Annotated in this window: 21 protein-coding genes and 1 riboswitch; of the genes, 2 read left to right on the forward strand and 19 right to left on the reverse strand. The window is 50.6% G+C overall.

Annotation, left to right across the window (positions count from 1 at the left end):
- Window positions 1-50: 50 nt before the first annotated feature.
- From PGX44_RS00500 to PGX44_RS00520, 5 genes are all read right to left on the reverse strand, one after another.
- A complete protein-coding gene (locus PGX44_RS00500; protein WP_498853809.1) occupies window positions 51-1,157 on the reverse strand; it encodes an MBL fold metallo-hydrolase in 1,107 nt (368 codons plus the stop codon).
- 72 nt (window positions 1,158-1,229) lie between these two features.
- The gene (locus tag PGX44_RS00505; RefSeq protein ID WP_498853810.1) at window positions 1,230-2,063 is read right to left on the reverse strand and encodes a pyridoxamine kinase; all 834 of its coding nucleotides are present in this window, start codon (window positions 2,061-2,063) and stop codon (window positions 1,230-1,232) included.
- Between the two features lie 194 nt (window positions 2,064-2,257).
- Entirely contained in the window at window positions 2,258-3,424 is a 1,167-nt protein-coding gene (locus PGX44_RS00510) for an iron-containing alcohol dehydrogenase (protein ID WP_498853811.1), read from the reverse strand.
- 196 nt (window positions 3,425-3,620) lie between these two features.
- Window positions 3,621-4,457: an SDR family oxidoreductase gene (locus PGX44_RS00515; protein ID WP_498853812.1), complete on the reverse strand. Its 837-nt coding sequence runs from the start codon at window positions 4,455-4,457 to the stop codon at window positions 3,621-3,623.
- A gap of 136 nt (window positions 4,458-4,593) precedes the next feature.
- A complete protein-coding gene (locus tag PGX44_RS00520) occupies window positions 4,594-5,478 on the reverse strand; it encodes a LysR family transcriptional regulator (protein WP_498853813.1) in 885 nt (294 codons plus the stop codon).
- 690 nt (window positions 5,479-6,168) lie between these two features.
- Between PGX44_RS00520 and PGX44_RS00525 the strand changes: the two genes are divergently transcribed.
- The gene (locus PGX44_RS00525) at window positions 6,169-7,653 is read left to right on the forward strand and encodes an amino acid permease (protein ID WP_498853814.1); all 1,485 of its coding nucleotides are present in this window, start codon (window positions 6,169-6,171) and stop codon (window positions 7,651-7,653) included.
- Between the two features lie 73 nt (window positions 7,654-7,726).
- Here PGX44_RS00525 and PGX44_RS00530 read toward each other — a convergent pair whose 3' ends face one another.
- Window positions 7,727-8,362: a flavodoxin family protein gene (locus PGX44_RS00530; RefSeq protein ID WP_498853815.1), complete on the reverse strand. Its 636-nt coding sequence runs from the start codon at window positions 8,360-8,362 to the stop codon at window positions 7,727-7,729.
- A 338-nt stretch (window positions 8,363-8,700) separates the two neighbouring features.
- On the opposite strand from PGX44_RS00530, the gene PGX44_RS00535 reads away from it, so the two are divergent.
- Window positions 8,701-9,396, forward strand: a complete 696-nt coding sequence (locus PGX44_RS00535) for a ferredoxin--NADP reductase (protein WP_498853816.1) — start codon at window positions 8,701-8,703, stop codon at window positions 9,394-9,396.
- 106 nt (window positions 9,397-9,502) lie between these two features.
- Here PGX44_RS00535 and PGX44_RS00540 read toward each other — a convergent pair whose 3' ends face one another.
- From PGX44_RS00540 to grpE, 13 genes are all read right to left on the reverse strand, one after another.
- The gene (locus PGX44_RS00540; RefSeq protein WP_498853817.1) at window positions 9,503-10,243 is read right to left on the reverse strand and encodes a YebC/PmpR family DNA-binding transcriptional regulator; all 741 of its coding nucleotides are present in this window, start codon (window positions 10,241-10,243) and stop codon (window positions 9,503-9,505) included.
- 16 nt (window positions 10,244-10,259) lie between these two features.
- Entirely contained in the window at window positions 10,260-10,832 is a 573-nt protein-coding gene (locus PGX44_RS00545; RefSeq protein ID WP_498853818.1) for an RNA methyltransferase, read from the reverse strand.
- Window positions 10,829-11,566 carry a tRNA (guanosine(37)-N1)-methyltransferase TrmD gene (gene trmD, locus PGX44_RS00550; protein ID WP_498853819.1) on the reverse strand — a complete coding sequence of 246 codons (738 nt, stop codon included), beginning with the start codon at window positions 11,564-11,566 and terminating at the stop codon, window positions 10,829-10,831. Before trmD ends, PGX44_RS00545 begins: the two co-directional genes overlap by 4 nt.
- Window positions 11,563-12,066, reverse strand: a complete 504-nt coding sequence (gene rimM / locus PGX44_RS00555) for a ribosome maturation factor RimM (protein WP_498853820.1) — start codon at window positions 12,064-12,066, stop codon at window positions 11,563-11,565. The genes trmD and rimM overlap by 4 nt, the downstream gene beginning before the upstream one ends.
- Window positions 12,067-12,072: 6 nt before the next feature.
- Window positions 12,073-12,480: a YlqD family protein gene (locus PGX44_RS00560; RefSeq protein WP_186502155.1), complete on the reverse strand. Its 408-nt coding sequence runs from the start codon at window positions 12,478-12,480 to the stop codon at window positions 12,073-12,075.
- An 8-nt stretch (window positions 12,481-12,488) separates the two neighbouring features.
- Window positions 12,489-12,716, reverse strand: coding sequence for a KH domain-containing protein (locus tag PGX44_RS00565; protein WP_186502157.1), 228 nt, complete (start codon window positions 12,714-12,716; stop codon window positions 12,489-12,491).
- Window positions 12,717-12,731: 15 nt separating this feature from the next.
- Window positions 12,732-12,998 (reverse strand): 30S ribosomal protein S16, encoded by a 267-nt coding sequence (rpsP, locus tag PGX44_RS00570; RefSeq protein ID WP_186502159.1) that lies wholly within the window; start codon window positions 12,996-12,998, stop codon window positions 12,732-12,734.
- A gap of 46 nt (window positions 12,999-13,044) precedes the next feature.
- Window positions 13,045-14,397, reverse strand: coding sequence for a signal recognition particle protein (gene ffh / locus PGX44_RS00575; protein ID WP_498853821.1), 1,353 nt, complete (start codon window positions 14,395-14,397; stop codon window positions 13,045-13,047).
- Between the two features lie 27 nt (window positions 14,398-14,424).
- Window positions 14,425-14,745 carry a YlxM family DNA-binding protein gene (gene ylxM, locus PGX44_RS00580; protein WP_186502162.1) on the reverse strand — a complete coding sequence of 107 codons (321 nt, stop codon included), beginning with the start codon at window positions 14,743-14,745 and terminating at the stop codon, window positions 14,425-14,427.
- A 187-nt stretch (window positions 14,746-14,932) separates the two neighbouring features.
- On the reverse strand, window positions 14,933-16,108 hold the full coding sequence (locus tag PGX44_RS00585) for a phosphoribosylaminoimidazolecarboxamide formyltransferase (RefSeq protein ID WP_498853822.1): 1,176 nt from the start codon (window positions 16,106-16,108) through the stop codon (window positions 14,933-14,935).
- 51 nt (window positions 16,109-16,159) lie between these two features.
- Window positions 16,160-16,241, reverse strand: a riboswitch (ZMP/ZTP riboswitch).
- A gap of 125 nt (window positions 16,242-16,366) precedes the next feature.
- The gene (gene dnaJ, locus PGX44_RS00590) at window positions 16,367-17,593 is read right to left on the reverse strand and encodes a molecular chaperone DnaJ (RefSeq protein ID WP_186502166.1); all 1,227 of its coding nucleotides are present in this window, start codon (window positions 17,591-17,593) and stop codon (window positions 16,367-16,369) included.
- Between the two features lie 23 nt (window positions 17,594-17,616).
- Window positions 17,617-19,479, reverse strand: coding sequence for a molecular chaperone DnaK (gene dnaK / locus PGX44_RS00595; protein ID WP_186502179.1), 1,863 nt, complete (start codon window positions 19,477-19,479; stop codon window positions 17,617-17,619).
- Window positions 19,480-19,515: 36 nt separating this feature from the next.
- Window positions 19,516-20,088: a nucleotide exchange factor GrpE gene (gene grpE / locus PGX44_RS00600; RefSeq protein WP_498853823.1), complete on the reverse strand. Its 573-nt coding sequence runs from the start codon at window positions 20,086-20,088 to the stop codon at window positions 19,516-19,518.
- Window position 20,089: the final 1 nt, after the last annotated feature.

A 20,089-nucleotide genomic window follows, 5' to 3' on the forward strand; every position in this document is an offset into this window, starting at 1 on the left:
AGAAAAAAAGCAAGAAAAAGAGACAAAATGACACGAAAATGCAACAATTACTACCGCATTTGTTCCCACCAGTGCGTAAAGGTCTGCTGTGTATCACCGATGCGTACGACCTGGCCGATTTCCGGCGTGGCTAAATAATAGTCTTTTCCGGCTGAAGCAGCGACGATGCGTTTGTACGGTTCATCCCAGTCGTGCATAGACAAGGGGTACTTGCCGTTGTGACAGGGTACGACTTCGCGGGCCCGGAGATCGACGGCGGCCTGGGCTGTTTCTTCGGGCATCATGTGGACAGAGGCCCAATTTTCGTTATACTGGCCGTCTTCAAGGAGAGCCAGGTCAAAGCCGCCAAACTGGTCGCCTATACGCCTGAAGCGGCCGTCGTAACCGCCGTCGCCGCTATAGAATACCTTACGGTCCGGCGTAATGAAGGCAAAGCTGGCGTACAGGGTTTGGTTGCGGTGCAGCATGCGTCCTGAGAAGTGACGAGCCGGCAAGACCCAGACAGTCAGGTCGTCGTCGATCTTGACCGACGTATTCCAGTCTTCTTCAGCGATCTTAGACAAGGGGTAGCCCCATTTTTCATAGTAGCCGCCGTTGCCCAGGCCTGTGACGACGTGCTTGACCTTAGGCTCAATGGCACGAACGAAGTCGTAATCCAAGTGATCCCAATGATCGTGAGACAGGACCATAACGTCGATGTCGTCCGGTATATCGTCAGGACCATAGACGTTACTGCCGTCAAAGGCTTTGTCTACGAAGGGCACTGGTGACGCATACGTAGCGGCAATGGGATCGATGAGGATTTTCTTACCGTGCAGCTGCATATAAAAGGACGAGTGACCCAGCCAGACGACGACGTCCTGCTGCGGGTCCAGTGCTTTGAGATCCGTTTTTTCCGCAACCATAGGCACGGCAGGAATGGTCTTGCCCGGTGTAGGAAAGAGAAATTCTTTCCAAAAAGACCACGACGGTGTTACAGGCGTGTGCGGCGTCTCCGGCACGAACTGGCCGTTCACATAGTGTGGTGACGCTTCAATGCGGGCCTTGCACTCAGGCGTAATGAGCGGATCCATCTGTGGCAGCGAGACAAACCAATACGCGCCGGCGCCAATAACGGCAATGATAGCGGCGAGCCATTTGAGTACAGTAACAAACATAGTGTATCTTCCCCCATACGTAAAACTTCCACGGGAGAAGAGACTCTCGTGGAAGCAGGAATCGCTAAGAAATCAGAGTTTTAGCAGTGCCGGCAGCTTGTCTTCCAGCTGAATACCCTGACGCGGGTCGATACCCGAATCGAGAGTAGCCTGAATGACTTCGCTTAGGAAATCGGCGGCAATGTGCGTGCTTTCTGCCAGGGCTTTGCCCTTGAGTACGCAGCCCGTAATGACGCTCGTAAAGATATCGCCTGTGCCACAGGTACCAAAGGGAATACGCGGTACAGCGTAGATCTGGAAATCGTCTTCGCCGGCACTCTGGCTGACGACCTGGATTTCATTGGCTGCACCCGGTACAGAGGTGATGATGATCTGTTTTGGCCCCAACGCCAGAAGCTTGCGGCAGAGCGTTTCCAATTCATCCCGCGTTGGCGCCGTTTCACGCCACGGTGTATCCGTCAAGAGGCAGGCCTCTGTGTAGTTCGGTGTTATAAGACCGGCAACGGCGACGAGTTTCTTCATTTCTTCTACCATGGACTGATCGAATACAGCGTAGAGCTGGCCGTCATCGGCCATAGCCGGATCGACGATAACCAGCTGGCCGTCTTTAGCAAAGCGCGTAACGGCTTCACGGACGACAGCGGTCTGGGCAGCGTTAGCCAGGAAGCCACTGTAAATCGCGTCGAAATGGAGATTTAATTTTTCCCATTTGGCCATCATATCGGCCATGAAGGGTGTCAAATCGTTAGAAACGAATTCCCCATAGGTCAGGTTGTTGCTAAAAAGGGCTGTCGGGAAGGGACAGACCTGGGAGCCTAAGGCAGAAATTACAGGAATGGCTGCGGTCAAGGAACAGCGGCCAAAGGAACAAAGATCATGAATTGCCAATACACGTTTTATCGTCACGGGAACCATCTCCTAACTCACATTCTCTTCTATTTGTCCTTTTATTATACAACGTAAGAATAGAAAATAGAATACCAAATTTATCTATTTTCTACAATCTATACGCTTTCACCATATTCGCATATAAAAACTCCCTATAGTCTTTCGAGTATGCGAACAACTATAGGGAGTCTTTTAACCTATATGGTCACAGCTTAGCGGTACGATGCCTGATAAATGTGAATAATATCCTCATCAGAAAGTTCTGCCGGATCGAAGAGGAACAAGGGTCCCATACTGTCACGGGCATTCTTGGCCATCTTGGGGAATTCGTCAGGCGTAATGCCATAGTCGCTCATTTTCAGGTCGGCTACGCCGCACGCTTCCTGCATAGCCTTGAGAGCTGTCAGGAAATCTTCCGGTTTATTGGCATCGACGACGCCCATGGCCCGGGCCATATCGATGAAGCGGTCGTCGCAGGCGTGTTTTTCGATAAAGGTGGCAAAATAGGCCAGAGAGAGCATGATCAAGCCGGCGCCATGGGGCAATTCCTGGTGGTACGCCGAAAGGGCGTGTTCCAGGCTGTGTTCGCTCGTGCAGGTGCTGACGTCCATGGAGTAGCCGCCCAGCGTATTAGCAAAGGCTACCTGTGTACGCGCGTCGAGGTTGCTGCCATCGGCGACGGCAATAGGCAGGTAGTGGGCCAGCTTCTTAATGGCCGTCAATTCTACCATTTCGCCGGCTTCGTTACAGCCCTTGGAAATGTAGCCTTCTGCATTATGGAAGAAGGCATCAAAGCCCTGGAAAGCCGTGAATTTTGGCGGTACAGTCAGCATCAGTTCCGGATCGACAATGGCCAAAACAGGCATTTTGCCAAAGAAGGCCGTCTTTTCATTGGTCACAGGGTTGGTCACGACACCGCCGGCGTCGACTTCACTGCCCGTGCCGGCACTGGTCGTAATGGCGATAAAGGGCAGGGCCGGTTCGGTCTGCGGTTTCTTGCCGCCTGAGCCCATGGCAACGTAATCCCAGACGCGGCCGCCTTTTTGGGGAATCATAGAAGCGATGACCTTGGCCGAGTCCATGACGGAGCCGCCGCCTAAACCGATGACAAAATCGCACTGGTTCTGCTGGCCAAATTCTACGCCTTCCTGGATGGTCGGTTCCAGCGGATTGGCCTGAATTTTATTGAAAATGACGTGGTCTACGCCCCACTGCTGTAATTCGCCGAGCAGCTTATCCAGGCTGCCATTGGTCTTGACGGATTTACCGTTGGAAATGACAATGAGCGCCTTCTTGCCTGGTGCGGCTTCTTTATGCAACGTGCCCAGTTTGCCCGGGCCAAATAATACCTTTGTCGGAATATTCCAAGTGTAACTCATAGTACTTGCCTCACTTTCTATAAAAAGGAAAGATTCTTTTGAATGACCTGCTTACTACATTTCAATATTTCATATAGTATTGGTTATTCTTCTCATAGTATAGCAAAATTGCCTTAGTCCTGCAATGTTTCCCGCGTAGTTGCGTCCATGCCAAAAGGCCTCTCCGCTAAACCGGAAAGGCCTTTACATTTTTTGCTTATTTTGTTTCCGGCTGCAAGGGGCCATAGTAAAAGGATGCTGTGGCCCCGCCGTCAACTAAAAAGGTCGAACCGGTAATGAAGCCGGCCCGTTCGCTCATGACGAGTTCTGCCACATCGGCTACTTCGTCAGCCGTACCGGGACGACCGGCCGGGCATTTTGCGAACATGTTCTTGTAAAAATCGCCGCGAATACCGTTGAATTCGTCCAATGCCAAGGGCGTGACGATGATCCCCGGTGCAATGGCGTTAATACGGGCTCCCCGCCTTCCCCAGCGGACTGCTTCGTACATGACGCGTTTTTCATTACACCGCTTCGCCAGCTGATACGCATGGAGCGTGTCACGAATCTGTGACGTTTGCAAGAACGGTAATTGGAGCAATTCTTCTGGCGGGGTCATAGCTAAGGCCCGGTCTTCTGCTGCCGTGAGGGCAGGCATACGATGGCCGGACTGGCTGGAAATGATAACCCCGGCACCACCGGGAGCTATGACCTGGCCTGCTTCTTCAAGAAGCACGGCCGTACCGTACAGATCAACTTTTAAAATGGTTTCTATCGATGCCTGGGACGGCGAAACGCCGGCACCGTTGATCAGCCCTGTAATGGGCCCGTAGGACTGTCCTTTTTCAATAAAGGCCCGAATATCGTCACGGGACGACACATCAAGCGTCGCCGGTTCCGCATCAAAGCCAGCCTGCTGCAACAGTGTGGCTGCCGCTTCGGCATGGTCCTTTTTCAGGTCACCGATGAGGATTTTTTTTCCTGTCCCCAGGCGTCTTGTAATAGCCAGAGAAATCTGGCCGGCACCGACAACCAGCATGATTTTCTTATCCATATACTATACCGCCTTTCTGTTTCCCAATCAGCCAGGCTCCGTATACTGCGCAGTATCTTTCATGCCTGTACCTATATTGTATAGGAGATACGGCGACAAATCAATTCCAATTTCGGTGCTATACAATTAGGGATTCTTATTTCCCGAGTTTTTCTTCAAACATAGCGACGAAGTCAGCAATGTATTCTTCTGTCTGTTCCTTATTCCAGAAGGCATAATAATCGCGCGTTACCTGTTTGCCATCTTTCATGAGCGGCAAGAGCTGGATGCCGCTGTTGTCAGCGTTGACGGGCTGACGGCATTCGGACAGATAGTAGCCCCGGTTGGACAAGACGAAGAGCTGTGCTTCTTCTAAGTTGGCTGCCTGGACAAAATCGCCCTGGACGCCAAAATAGTCGCGATAAAAGGCTTCATCAGCGGACTGCTGGGCCGGCGTCGTAATGATGATGCACGGCGTATTTTTCAGATCGTCCATCGTAATATCTGACAATTGGCCCAAATAGCTTGTTTCCGGTAATTCTACGTAGACCTTTTCCTGGATGAGGAACTGGTTGACATATTTATCGGCAGGCTGCCGGCGCAGGTCATTAAAGACCAGATCGGCTTTGCCTTCCCGTAAAAGGTTGTATAAGTCATCATGTGTACCGCTTACGAGGTAGAGCGGCAAATGCGGATATTTCTGACGAAATTCCGGGATGATCTGCTGCAATTCCGTGCCGTGATATTGGCGCGGATAGCCTACGGTAAATACCTGTTTAATACCCTGGTCGAGCAATTTCGTTTCTTCGCACAGGCGGTCGAAATCGTGGATCAGGATGAGGCTCTTGCGGTAGAAATGTTCACCTGCCGGCGTAAGAGAAAATTTTCGTCTGTCACGGTTGAGTAATTTGACGCCCAGTTCCCGTTCCAGCGCCTGAATCTGCTGTGATACGGCAGATTGGGAAATGTTGCATTCTTCTGCAGCTTCAGTAAAGTTGCGGCAGCGCACGACTGCCTGAAAGTATCGCATTTGTTTAATCATGTTTTTTACCCTTCATACTCTCTCTCTAATTACATTAAAAAACTATGGATGCCCTATTCAATCGGGTGAATAGGAAAAAGGATATATTTCACAAATGCCCTTTTGTATTCTTCCATAGTTTACCTTTATACTCATAAATTATTTTATCGTTTATGTTAACAAAATGTCAAGGGTTTCAAGATAAGGTTTATACATCTTTTAAGTTTCAAGTCTTATTTCCCGTTTTGGCTCTTTTCCATCATATCCTTTGTGTTATTCATTTTTTACTTGTGATTTTTAGTTTTTTATATATCTCAAAAAGAAATATATACGTGCCCCCTAGTGGCAAAGCTGCCATTTGGATTACTGGCTGCCAGAGAAAAGGTAATACGAGAGAAACCGTCAGCCTGAACGATACAGAAAAAACCGGTTTTCTTCCTATCTCTTCATTTTACACCTAAATTGTCTCTTGTATATACAGAAAAGCCTATGTATCGCATATTTTCTCTATTCGGATATGCATTTTAGTCATTTCTAATTTGCATTTAATAATAAATTAAATAGTCGTCTTTTCATTAATAACTTTTGAACTTTACATGTTTTATGATAAAAACAAAATATTTTTCACGAAATATCTTTACAAATTAACAAATACGTGTATAATCTACAGTTGTTACGGATGTACAAAACTTATTCGAGGGGGAATGTCTTATGAGGAAGAATATCTTCCGCACCAAAAGTATCAACGAGTTCATTTTAGAAACCAAGAAGGACGGCGGTATGAACCGCGTTCTCGGAACCTTTGGCCTGACAATGCTGGGGATTGGGGCCATCGTAGGGACAGGGATCTTCGTTCTGACAGGGGTGGCAGCTGCGAATTATTCCGGTCCTGCACTGATTATTTCTTTCATTATCGCTGCTATTGCCTGTGGCTGTGCAGCTCTCTGTTACGCTGAATTCGCTGCCATGGTGCCCGTTGCCGGCAGTGCCTACACATATGGCTATGTAGCCCTGGGGGAATTCTGGGCTTGGGTCATCGGCTGGGATTTGATTCTGGAATACGCCTTCGCCGTATCGGCTGTAGCCATTGGCTGGTCCGGCTATTTCAACAATATCCTTATGAATTTGGGTATTACACTGCCTCAGGCCCTGACCATGGCTCCCTATGATGGCGGACTCGTCAATCTGCCGGCTATTGCTATTTTGGCTCTTATTGCCTTTATTAACATTCATGGTGTACAGCAGAGCGCTACTGTCAACAACATCATTGTCGGCATCAAATTGGCCGTCGTTGCCTTATTCCTAGCCTTGGGCGTGAGCCACGTAGAAACGACCAACTGGGTTCCCTTTATGCCCTTTGGCTGGTCTGGTGTCTTTGCCGGCGCTTCGATCATCTTCTTTGCCTACATTGGCTTTGATGCCGTTTCCACAGCAGCTGAAGAAGTAAAAAATCCGCAGAGTGATTTGCCCCGCGGCATTATTCTTTCTCTCATTATCTGCACGGTTCTTTACATCGCCGTTTCTGCTGTCCTCACCGGCATGGTACCGTATCTTGAATTCAAGACAACAGCTGCTCCGGTTGCCTTTGCCCTGCAGAGCGTCGGCTACCACTGGGGTGCCGCAGCCATTTCTGTCGGCGCCATTTGCGGTCTTTCTTCGGTACTCCTGGTCATGAGCTTTGGCCAGAGCCGTATACTCTTCGTTATGTCCCGTGATGGTCTCTTGCCGAAATTCTTCGGTCACGTTCATCCGAAATATAAGACGCCGGCCCGCAGCTCCCTGCTGGTCTTCATCATTACGGCCGTTACAGCAGGCTTCCTGCCCATCAATATCGTTGCCGAAATGACCAACATCGGTACGCTTTGTGCCTTCATCATCGTCTCCGCTGCAGTTATCGTCTTGCGCAAAAAGGCTCCGAACCAGGCCCGTGCCTTCAAGTGCCCCCTCGTTCCGGTCATTCCGGCCTTGGCAATTCTCTTCTGTGGCGTCCTTATTTATATGCTGCCCTTAGTCACACAGATCCGCTTCGTCGTCTGGCTCGTTCTGGGCTTTGCCATTTACTACTTCTACGGCTACAATCACAGTATCTTAACGACACTGCGCCGCAGTACCGTACCGCTTGAAGATGGCACTGTTCCCGTAGCTACAGCAGAAACGGTACAGGACAAAGGTCATATCATCGATATCCATCATTAATCACATATCCCTAACTAATGAAAAGACCGCCTGCACATACGCCGCAGGCGGTCTTTTCGCATATATTTAATTTTTACTGGCTCAACCGGGCTGCCATGGCTTTGACAGCTGCCATATCTTTAGGAAATTGAAATTCCTGGTGTTCCTTTTTTTCCGTTTCGCTGAAAGAGGCCATATTGAATTTGCTGTAGTCTTCTACTTGCAGCGTATTGCACGCCGCATAGATGGAGACCGTCCCTTTAAGGTAGCGGAAGAGGTCTTCTGTCCGTTTGAATTGTTCCTTGTAGGTCTTTTCGTAGTATTCGTAGGGAGCATTCATGGTGTAAATGAGGCCGACGTTGATTTTCTTATCTACATAGGACGAATAGTCATCATACGAGAAGGAACAGAAAATAAGCCGTTCTACGAGGGCCCGGAATTGGGCTGTCGGTTCACCAAAATAAATAGGCGTGCCAATGATCACGGCGTCAGCGGCGAAGATGGTATCAATGAGCGGCGAAAAGCCATCGGGCCAGAAACAATGACAGCGGCGGCCGTCCTTTTTCTTACAGGCCAGACAGCTGCGACAGCCTGTACCTTTAACGTCATAGAGATCGACGTATTCTGTTTCTGCTCCGGCTTCGCAGGCGCCAGCTTCGGCAGCCTTCAGCAAATGGGCTGTATTCCATTTTTTACGGGGACTGGCATTGATGAGTATTGTTTTTTTCATGGTGATTACCTCCTGTATGTGTTTGGTCAATTTCTTTGCCGGGCTTTGCATTTTGCCTCTGCTGAGTCCTGCAGGCCCGCTTATCTCGCAGGGAAAGCTTTTTATATTATTATACGTCATATTTTGTTATACGGAAACTGCAATTGCACAAAATAATACTAAGAAATAACTAACACAAAGTAAGAATTTGTGTTATTATATAACTAAGAAGTGGGAAAAGCGAAAAGCCGTGCTTCAGCGTGCGCGTGTGAAGTACGTGAGGGGTTTTCGCTTCACCCCATTTTCCGTCCAACAGATATTATCTCTCAACGTATTATATTACAAGGAGGTTCTTTGCTATGGATTTTGCTAAGACGAAAATTACAAAAATTGTTCAGGAAACGAGTGACACATACAGCTTCATTCTCGACGTTCCCGCAGGTTTTACGTGGGTAGCCGGCCAGCACGTACTTTGGAAATTACCGGGTTTTGAACTGGCTGAAGAAGATCGTGATACGCGTGTATTTACGATTGCATCGGCTCCGGAAGATGGCTATCTCATGTTTACAACACGTATTGCCGATCCCCATACGAGCTTCAAAGAAGTATTACTCCACAAAATCAAGGTAGGCGATCCCATGGAAGTTGCCAAACCGATGGGCACGTTTGCTTTTGATACGGAACATTACAAGAAGACCGTTGTCCTGGCCGGTGGTATCGGGATTACGCCGATTCGGGCTCTCCTGCGTCATTATATGGAAGCTCCCGTTGCAGACCATAAATTGACGGTCCTCTATTCGGATGACCGCGGCGAATTCGCCTACAAGGATTTCTGGGAAGAAATGAAAGCCAAGGTTCCGGCCATCGATTTGCAGCTCATTTCTATCCGCGACAAATTCATGAGCGGTACAGATGATTATGCCAAGGCTAACGGCAATGAAGCAGAATATCTGGTTGCCGGTTCGCCGGGCATGAACAAAGCTTTCACAGAACGGCTGGAAGGCTTAGGTGTCAAAGCCGAAAATATCAAGACCGACGTTTTCATGGGCTACTAAATACATAATGTGTGAGGGTGCGCCAAGGCGTACCCTCATTTCTTTTACCACGCAAAAACAGCGCTTTTGCAGAACTGTCTGCAAAAGCGCTGTTTTATGTAAGGAATTAGTCTTCCGGCATATCTTCCGGGAATTCACCGTTGTGATATACGTCCTGTACGTCGTCGATATCTTCGAGGGCGTCGATCAGGTTTTCCAGTTTTTTGCCATCTTCTACACTGAGAGAAATGGTGTTGTCCGGAACCATCGTAATCTGGGCATGTTCCGTTTCGATGTTGTTGTCGGCCAGGGCTTTTTCTACGTCGTCGAAGACGTCAGGAGCCGTGATGATTTCGAATTCGTCATCGCCGGTCTTGACGTCGTCGGCACCGGCATCGAGAGCCACTTCAAAGAGCTGTTCTTCTGTGGCGTTGTCTTTGCTGACGATGAAGATACCCTGGTTTTTGAACATCCACGATACGCAGCCTGTTTCACCGAGGTTACCACCGTGTTTGCTGAATTCATGACGAACAGCAGCTGCTGCACGGTTACGGTTGTCCGTGAGGACGTTGGCTGTGACAGCAACGCCTGCCGGGCCGTAGCCTTCGTACGTGATTTCTTCGTAGTTCTGGCCTTCAGAAGCGCCTGCGCCCTTCTGGATAGCACGTTTGATATTGTCTTTTGGAATGTTGTTTTCCTTAGCTTTCTGCAGAGCGAGCTTCAAACGCATGTTGCCTGTCGGGTCCGCGCCGCCCATACGTACGGCAATGGTGATCTCACGAGAGATTTTCGTCGTGATCTTGCCGCGGATGGCGTCGTTTTTGCCTTTTTTGCGCTTAATGTTCGCCCATTTGGAATGTCCAGACATGCTAGTTCCTCCTTCGTTATTGCCACCATTCTTCGCCGGCCAGGCGGTCTAAGATGATGGCCGCGGCGGAGCGGACGGAAAGGTGGTTATATTCCCCGGCCCCGTAGATAGGTTCCAGGATATAATCGAATTTTTCCATTGTTTCTTTAGTCATGCCATAGCCTGTGCCGAGCAGCAACAGGATGGGCGTAGCCTCGGTCTCCCGTTTGGCGCGCAGGTCCTTGTAGGAAATAGTATTCGCATAGGTCCGCGCATCTGTCGTGACGACGTAAGGGCGCTTGCCTTCGCTCTCCGTGACAGCTGCCACAGCCGCTTCAATGGAAGGGCGGATGTCCAGAATATCAAAGGCTTCTGTGCGGTAGGCGTTGTAATTCTTACCGACAGAACTATGCCAGAACCCGGTGATCTTGCGGACCATATCGAGCTGGCCTTCGATGTGATGGATGATGAAGTATTTCTTCACGCCGTACGTCTTGGCCGAGCGGGAAATGTCGTGCAGGTCATAGTTGGTAATGGCCGTAGCAATGACGTTGAAATTTTTATCGTAAATCGGGTAATGCACCAACCCTACATAGAGTGATGATTTCATAGTTCCAGTTCCTTTTTCAGTCTGGCCAGGATTTCCTTGTCTTTTTTGGACAACTGGCTGTGCGCGAGGAGATCTGGCCGCAACGCGAGTGTCCGGGCCAGAGCCTGGGTGCGGCGCCATTCAGCGATTTTCGCGTGGTCTCCGTTGCGCAGGACCGGCGGTACGTCATGGCCGCGGAAGCTGGCTGGTTTGGTATACTGCGGATATTCGAGGAGGGACGCATAGAACGAGTCTTCTACGGCACTGCCTGCAGAGCCGAGTACACCGGGCAGCATACGGGCTACGGCATCGGTGATGGCCATGGCCGGTATTTCGCCACCGGTAAGGACATAGTCGCCGACGGAAATGGTTTCGTCAGCCAGGTATTTTTCGACGCGGTAATCGACGCCCTCGTAATGGCCGCATAGCAAAATGAGCTGGTCATACTCTGCCAGCTCACGGGCCTTGACCTGATTGAAGGTAGAGCCTGCCGGACCCATGAGGACGACCCGTCGTTTGGGCACATCCCGCCGCACTGTTTCCACAGCGGCATAGAGGGGACCGGCTTTCATCAGCATGCCACAGCCGCCGCCGTAGACCGTATCATCGGCCATGCGATGCCGGTCGTAGACAAAGCTCCGCGGACTGGTAACATCAAGTTCGAGGAGTCCTGCCGCACGGGCACGGCCAATAATGCTGTGCTGATAAAACGCTTCTATGAACTCAGGAAATAAGGAAATTATATCGATTCTCATTCGTCTACCCACTCTGGCGGATCTACCACCATTTTCTTCGCGTCTATATCGATAGAGCGAACGACGTCGGGGATGGCAGCAAACAGGAGCTCCTTACCTAAGTCGTCGTGGACGACATAGACATCGTTACTGCCTGTCTTGAGGACGTCAGCCACCTTGCCCAGGACATGGCCATCTAAGTCATAGACGGTAATGCCGATGATATCAAATACGTAGTACTGCCCTTTTTTCAGCGGCACGAGCTCTTCGCGCGGAACCTGAATCAGTTTTTTGACCAGTGCTTCCGACGCGTTGCGGTCGTCGACGCCGACGAATTTCATGAGCACGACGTTTTTGTGCAGGCGGGCTGCAGCTACCTCATATTTCTTGCCATCGATGTAGGCATGTTTCATATTGAGAAACCGTTTGGGGAAATCTGTTTCCGGATAAATACGAACATCACCCCGCACGCCGTGCGGGGCAACTATTTGACCTATGGTAAAAAGCTCCATGTCTTTCATCGTATGTTACTGGCGGAAGGCAACGATCTTGTCATCTTCCAGCAAGATTTCCATGCCCATAAGCTTGCCCAAATCATCGCCGATTTTGACGGTAACGGCTTGGTCAAGAGTTCCCTGTCTGATTTCAGAACCGATTTCCAGTGCTTCGGCTGCTTCGCGGTCGCTCTGGGCCTTCGCTTTGGCAGCGGCAAGGCGCTGCTTCTGTTCTTCTACCTGAGCGCGCAACGAAATGAGGCCCTGTGCGTCGATTTTGGCCTGTTCGGTCATCATGCGCTTAGCCTGGAATTCCAGATTCTGAGCTTCACGATCGATATCGCTCAATGCCTGGTCAGTATTTCTGATGATTTTGTCTTTCAGTGCCTGCGTAACCTTCGATTTTACAACCACGGGGACACGCAATGTAATCTGATCCATGCTTCCTCCTATACGATATCCACTGATACTTTTTTATTAGCTTTCACAGCAGCGGCCTTGACGACAAGACGCAAAGCCTTGGCAATCTTACCTTGTTTGCCAATGACCTTGCCCATGTCTTCCGGTGCTACGTGAAGCTGATAGACTTCGAGGCCTTTCTTCTGAATCTTGGTAACAGTAACCGCTTCCGGACACTTTACCAATGCCCGTGCAATACAAGCAATTAATTCTTCCATAGTATCCAGCCTCACTTACTTTTTGGATGCTTCAAACTGAGCCATGATGCCAGCTTTTTTGAAGAGAGAACGAATCGTTTCGGTCGGCTGTGCACCTTTACCGAGCCAAGCCAAAGCTGCTTCTGTGTCTACAGAGAGGCTTTCGATGCCCTTAGCGGGATCGTACTGGCCAAGCGTAGCAACAGGACGGCCGTTGTTACGAGCGTTGTGGGAATCAGCAACAACTACGCGGTAAACCGGTTTCTTCTTTGCACCTAAACGTGCTAAACGAATTTTAATCATGAGTTTCACCTCCTTGTGTTAGTATACACGGCTCGTGACGAGCCCCTTAGAAAGGCAGACGCGGCAGGAAGCCCCGTCGTTTGTTACCCTGCATTTTCTTCGCCTGTTTCATCATCTTCTGCATATCCGTAAACTGTTTAAGCAGGCGGTTGACATCCTGCACACGCGTGCCACTGCCTTTGGCAATGCGGCGTTTGCGGCTATCCTTAATCAGCATTTTCGGATTGGAGCTGGCGCGTTCCTGCGCCGTCATGGACTGAATAATGGCTTCAATATGTTTGAACTCCCGGCCGTCCATGTCTATTTTATCTATTTCCTTCTTGTACTTGCCAATGCCCGGGATGAGGCTGACCAGACTGCTCATATTGCCCATTTTCTTGACCATATTGAGCTGGGAAAGGAAATCGTCGAAGGTAAAGGAATTACTCTTCATGGCCCGTTTCATTTCGGCCATCGATTCTTCATCGAAGGCTTCCTGGGCCCGTTCGATAATCGTTTCGACGTCGCCTAAATCGAGGATACGCGACGCGTAGCGATTGGGGTGAAATTCTTCGAGACCGTCGAGCTTTTCGCTGACGCCAATGAATTTGATCGGCTTGCCTGTGACGGCCTTGATAGAAAGGGCCGCACCGCCGCGGGCGTCACCGTCGAGCTTGGTCATGATAATGCCGTCAATACCGAGGGCTTCATTAAAAGCCGTTGCGGCCGTAACAGCGTCCTGGCCGGTCATGGCGTCGACGACTAAGAGAATTTCGTGTGGTTTGACGCTCTGCTTGATATTAACCAGTTCATCCATGAGTGTTTCATTGATATGGAGACGGCCTGCCGTATCGATGATGACGACATCCTTCAAGTGGCTGAGCGCGTACGGCACAGCGTGCTGGGAAATAGCGACCGGATCCTGGCTGCCTTCTTCTGTGTAGACCGGCACGTCCAAATCCTTGCCGAGCACCTGCAGCTGTGTAATAGCAGCCGGCCGGTATACGTCGGCTGCGACCAGCATGGGGTTCTTGCCCTGCTGTTTCAATTTTTTGGCCAGCTTGGCTGCCGTCGTCGTTTTACCGGCGCCTTGCAAACCAACGAGCATGATGATCGTCGGCGGGTTGCTCGCCATGGCAATACGGCTTTGCGTACCGCCCAGGAGCTCCGTCAATTCATCGCGGACGATCTTGATGACCGTCTGGGATGCGTTCAGGCTGCCGAATACTTCTTCGCCTACAGCCTTTTCGCGGACGCGCTTGATGAAATCCTTGGCGACGGCAAAGTTGACATCCGCTTCCAGGAGGGCGCGGCGCATCTCTTTCAGCGCTTCGTTTACATCTTCTTCTGTCAGTTTGCCTTTGCCGCGCAGCTTTTTAAAGGCTGCCTGAAATCGTTCGGAAAGACTTTCGAATGCCATGAGGAAGCCTCCTTTGTCATGACGAAATTACAACTCTATACGTTCCAGTGTTTCCCGGGCCTTAGCTGTTTCTCCTGTATCGAGAAGGCTTACGGCCTGGTCGATACGGGCCCGCACGCTATCGAAGCGCGTGAGCAGCTGCAGTCGTGTTTCATAGCTTTCCAGTGCTTTCGAAGCTCTATTGAGCATATCGTACGCGCCTTGCCGGGAAATCTGCAGTTCTTCACCGATTTCGCTGAGGCTGAGATCGAGATTGAAATACATATCCAGGCACCGGCGCTGCCGTTCAGTCAGGAGCGGCCCGTATATATCGAGGAGCCGGCCCTTGCGTACTACGTCTTCAATCATGGTTTCACCACCTCGTGCAAACTCGTACTGTGATAGTATACCCTATGAGGAAAACGCTGTCAAGTACTTCTACTTGTCAGATTGGAAATTTCTTTTCTTTTTCCCGCACACGGACGCAAAAAAAGAAGGCTTGCGCCACCGGTGGTCCCAGGGACGCAGTCCTTCTCTCCAGTACGTATTATGAGTATTAATGATGGAACAGGCGGACATGGGTCATGGCCATGGCAATGCCATACTTGTCACACGTTTCGATGACATTATCGTCACGGATGGAACCGCCGGCCTGGGCGATGAAATCTACACCGCTGCGGTGAGCCCGTTCGATATTGTCGCCAAAGGGGAAGAAGGCATCGCTGCCGAGAGCTACGCCGTGCAACTGGGCAATCCAGGCTTTCTTTTCTTCCCGTGTAAGCGGTGCCGGCTGCTCTGTAAAGAGATCCTGCCAAATGCCATCGGCCAGGACGTCTTCGTAGTCATCGGAGATGTAGACGTCAATCGCGTTGTCGCGGTTCGGACGGCGTACGTCGTCGCGGAAAGGCAAAGCCAATACCTTCGGGTTCTGGCGGAGCCACCAGACATCGGCTTTGTTGCCGGCCAGACGCGTGCAGTGTACGCGCGACTGCTGGCCTGCGCCTACGCCGATGGTCATGCCGTCTTTTACGTAGCATACGGAGTTAGACTGGGTATATTTAAGGGTAATAAGGGCAATCATGAGATCCCGCTTGGCTGCCTCAGTGATGGTCTTGTTCTGTGTCGGGATTTCACCAAAAAGGTCCGTCGTGATTTTTACGTTATTGCGGTCCTGTTCGAAGGTAACGCCGAAGACTTCTTTCGTTTCCGAAACCTGCGGTACGTAATCGGGATTAATCTGGAGTACACAGTAGTTGCCCTTTTTCTTTGTCTTCAAAATAGCCAGGGCTTCATCTGTGTAACCCGGAGCAATGACGCCGTCCGATACTTCACGCTTGAGGAGCGTTGCCGTCGGTACGTCGCATACGTCGGAAAGGGCGACAAAATCGCCGTACGAGCTCATACGGTCGGCACCACGGGCGCAGGCATAGGCCGTAGCCAAGGGGGATAATTCCAAATCGTCGACCCAGTAAATGCGTTTCAGCGTATCGCTCATTTCATTGGCTACGGCAGCGCCGGCCGGGCTGACGTGTTTAAAGGACGCTGCTGCCGGCAGCTTCGTTGCTTCTTTCAGTTCCTTTACGAGCTGATAGCTGTTCAGGGCATCGAGCAGATTGATGTAACCTGGACGGCCGTTGAGTACCGTAAAGGGCAAATCACTGCCGTCTTTCATATATACGCGGGCCGAAGCCTGGTTGGGATTGCAGCCATACTTTAATTGCAGTTCTTTCATGATTAATCCTCCCATATTGTCCCTAATAAACAAAAATACCGACACTTCCGGACTCTTTGCCCAGACGGTCGGCTCTACATCGGCATGCTCCCTGTGGTTTCTAGTCCACTCTCCGTCAGTCACATGCTTCCGTATTTATTATACAAAGTAACATACCCTTATGTCAACGTTTTCCCTCGTCGTTACGAGGGAAAGGACGTTTTTTGCATACTAAAAGCCAGGCTGCATCCTTTTGGGAATACAGCCTGGCTGTGTATGTTAGGTGCGGTTGACGAGTGCTTCCGGGCGTTGCATGCGGCGGATGACATCTAAGACTTTTTTCTTGATTTTGTCTACGATGCTTTCGTCTTTAGTCTCCCCCACCCAGTCTTCACCGCTGGCTTTAGCAAATTCTTTAAGCAGCTCTTTCTGCTTGGCATTCATGCGTTTTGGCGTGTTGATGTTGACCTGTACGTGGTGATCACCGCGCCGGCCGCTGCTGCCGAGAATTTGTACGCCATGTCCTTTGATGCGGAAGACCGTACCGGTTTGCGTACCTGCCGGGATTTTCAGATCTACCTTGCCGTCCAGCGTATCGACGCGGATGGTGCAGCCCAGTGCCGCCTGGGCAAAGCTGATGGTCTGGCGCGATACGATGTCGTTGCCTTGGCGCGTAAAGTTCGGATCTTCGCGGACGAAGATATAGACGTACAGGTCGCCGTAGCCACCGCCACGAACCCCTGCTTCGCCTTCACCGGCTACGCGCAGCCGCGAGCCGTTATCGACGCCGCCAGGAATCTTGATCTGCAATTTCTTGCGTACATTGACCTTGCCTTCGCCATGGCATTTCTTACATTTTTCGTGAATCACCTTGCCTGTGCCGCCGCAATGGGAACACGTACGGACATTGACCATCTGGCCAAAGGGCGTATTTTGTACGACCCGCTGCTGGCCTGTGCCGTGGCAGACAGGGCAAGTATCTACCTTGCTGCCCGGTTCGGCGCCTTCGCCGTGGCAGTGATCACAGATTTCATCTTTTGGTACTTGGATTTCCATTTCCGTCCCAAAAGCAGCCTGTTTGAAAGAAATGTCTACGTCGAAACGGAGGTCTGCCCCCCGTTCCGGACCGTTAGACTGACGGCTGCCCTGGCCACCGAAGAAGGAATCAAAGATATCGCCAAAACCGCCAAAGCCACCTTGGCTAAAGCCGCCCTGACCGAAACCGCCAAAGCCGCCGAAGCCACCAAAGCCCTGGCCGGCACCGGAAGCGTTGCCATTCTGGAAGGCATCCATGCCGAACTGGTCGTACTGGGCGCGCTTGTTCTTATCAGACAAGACGCTGTAGGCTTCGTTGATTTCCTTGAACTTTTCTTCTGCAGCCTTAGGGTTGTCCCGGTTTTTATCAGGATGGTACTTTATAGCCAATTTACGGAAGGCTTTCTTAATATCCGCTTCGCTGGCATCTTTGGGAACGCCAAGTACTTCATAATAATCTCTTTTGCTCATATGGGCAGCCCCTCTTTATCTACTTACTTCTGGTCGTCGTCGACTACTTTGTAGTCAGCGTCAACTACTTTTTCATCACTCTGGCCACTCTGCTGTGCGCCTGCCTGCTGCTGTGCACCGGCCTGTTGCTGGGCACCAGCCTGCTGCTGTGCGTCAGCCTGCTTGTACATTTCGCTGGTCAGGTCGTAGAGCGGTTTCGTCAAGGCTTCCGATGCAGCTTTGATCTTTTCTACATCGTCAGTCTTTACAGCTTCTTTCAGGTCGGCAATCTTCGATTTGATTTCCGAAACCTTCGATGCATCGGCTTTGTCACCGAGGTCTTTAATCGTCTTTTCGGCCTGATAAATCAGGGAATCGGCGTTGTTCTTGGCTTCAATGCCTTCTTTACGTTTCTTATCTTCTGCTTCGTGAGCAGCGGCTTCTTTGACCATGCGGTCGATTTCGCTCTTGTCGAGGCCAGACGAGGATTTGATGGTAATCTTCTGTTCCTTGCCAGTGCCGAGGTCTTTTGCCGTTACGTTAACGATACCGTTGGCATCGATGTTGAAGGTAACTTCGATACGAGGTACGCCACGGGGAGCAGCCGGAATACCGGTCAGTTCGAAACGGCCCAGTGTCTTGTTGTCAGCAGCCATTTCACGTTCGCCCTGGAGGACGTGTACGTCAACGGACGGCTGGTTATCGACAGCTGTGGAGAATACCTGGCTGCCCGATGTCGGGATCGTCGTGTTGCGGTCGATGATCTTTGTGAAGACGCCGCCCAAAGTTTCAATGCCGAGGGAAAGCGGTGTAACATCGAGGAGCAATACGTCTTTGACGTCGCCTACGAGGACGCCGGCCTGGATAGCAGCACCAACGGCTACACATTCATCAGGGTTGACGCCTTTGCTCGGTTCTTTGCCCAGGATCTGCTTGATAGCTTCCTGAACAGCCGGGATACGGCTGGAACCGCCGACGAGGATGATTTTATCGATTTCGTTGATGGAGAGACCGGAGTCAGCAATGGCTTTACGGGTCGGTTCCATCGTAGCCTGTACGAGGCTTTCTGTGAGTTCGTTGAATTTAGCACGGGTCAGCGTGAGGTCCAAGTGTTTCGGGCCTGTTGCATCGGCTGTGATGAACGGCAGGTTGATGTTTGTGGAAAGAACTGTCGAAAGTTCAATCTTAGCTTTTTCAGCAGCTTCCTTGAGGCGCTGTTCAGCCATCTTATCCTGCGAGAGGTCGATACCGGTCTGGGATTTGAATTCGGAAACCATCCAGTTCATGACAGCGTTATCGAAATCATCGCCGCCCAGGTGGGTGTTACCATTTGTTGCTTTTACTTCGAAGACGCCATCGCCCAGTTCGAGGATGGATACATCGAATGTACCGCCGCCCAAGTCGAAGACGAGGATCTTGCCGTCGCCGCCTTTATCGAGGCCATATGCCAGAGCTGCAGCCGTTGGTTCGTTGACGATACGGAGAACGTCGAGACCGGCAATTTTACCGGCGTCCTTTGTAGCCTGACGCTGGCTGTCGTTAAAGTAGGCCGGTACGGTAATAACGGCCTGGGTTACTTTTTCGCCCAAATAGCTTTCTGCGTCTTCTTTCAGTTTCTGCAGAATCATAGCGGAAATTTCCTGCGGTGTGTATTTTTTGTCACCAATCGTTACGGTGTAATTTTCGCCCATGTGACGTTTAATGGAAGCGATTGTGTTTTCCGGGTTGGAAACAGCCTGACGTTTAGCCAGCTGGCCTACGAGGCGTTCGCCTGTTTTCGAAAAACCGACAACGGACGGTGTGAGACGGGAGCCTTCCGTGTTCGTAATTACTGTCGGTTCGCCGCCTTCCATAACAGCGACTACCGAGTTTGTTGTACCTAAGTCAATACCTATAACCTTAGCCATAGTAAAATTCCTCCAATCCTATACTTTCTACGATGTTTAACCGTTAAATGCAACTTTTACCATTGCCGGACGCAAGGTCTTGTCGCCCAGCAAGTACCCTTCCTGCAGGACTTCCACGACCATATCATTGTCGAATTCTTCACTTTCTACGCGCATGACGGCTTGGTGATAATTCGGGTCAAACGGTTTGCCTACAGCATCAATTTTCGTAACACCTTCTTTTTCCAGAACGCCCATGAGTTGTTTGTAGATCATGTCGTACCCGTCTACAAAGGACTTCATTTCGTCTGTCATGGCATCTTGCGGGGCCTGTAAGGCCCGTTCGAAGTTGTCGATGACGGGCAGGATGTTCTGGAGTACTTCCATTTTTACGACTTCAGAAATCTGCAGCTTTTCACCGGCTGTCCGTTTCTTGAAATTCGAGAAATCGGCCTGAAGCCGCAGGTAGCGGTTTTTCATTTCCTCTACTTTAGCTTCTGCATCAGAGGCAGCCTTTGCTTCAGCTGCTTCGTCCGTTTCTTCTGCCGGCGTTTCTTCTGCTATTACTTCATCAGCGGCCTGCGTCGTTTCCTCTGCAGCCGTTGTCGTCGTCTTTTCTTCTTCACTCATT

The sequence above is a fragment of the Caecibacter sp. AF58-12pH5A genome (assembly GCF_027681725.1).
Lineage (GTDB): Bacteria > Bacillota > Negativicutes > Veillonellales > Megasphaeraceae > Megasphaera > Megasphaera hominis.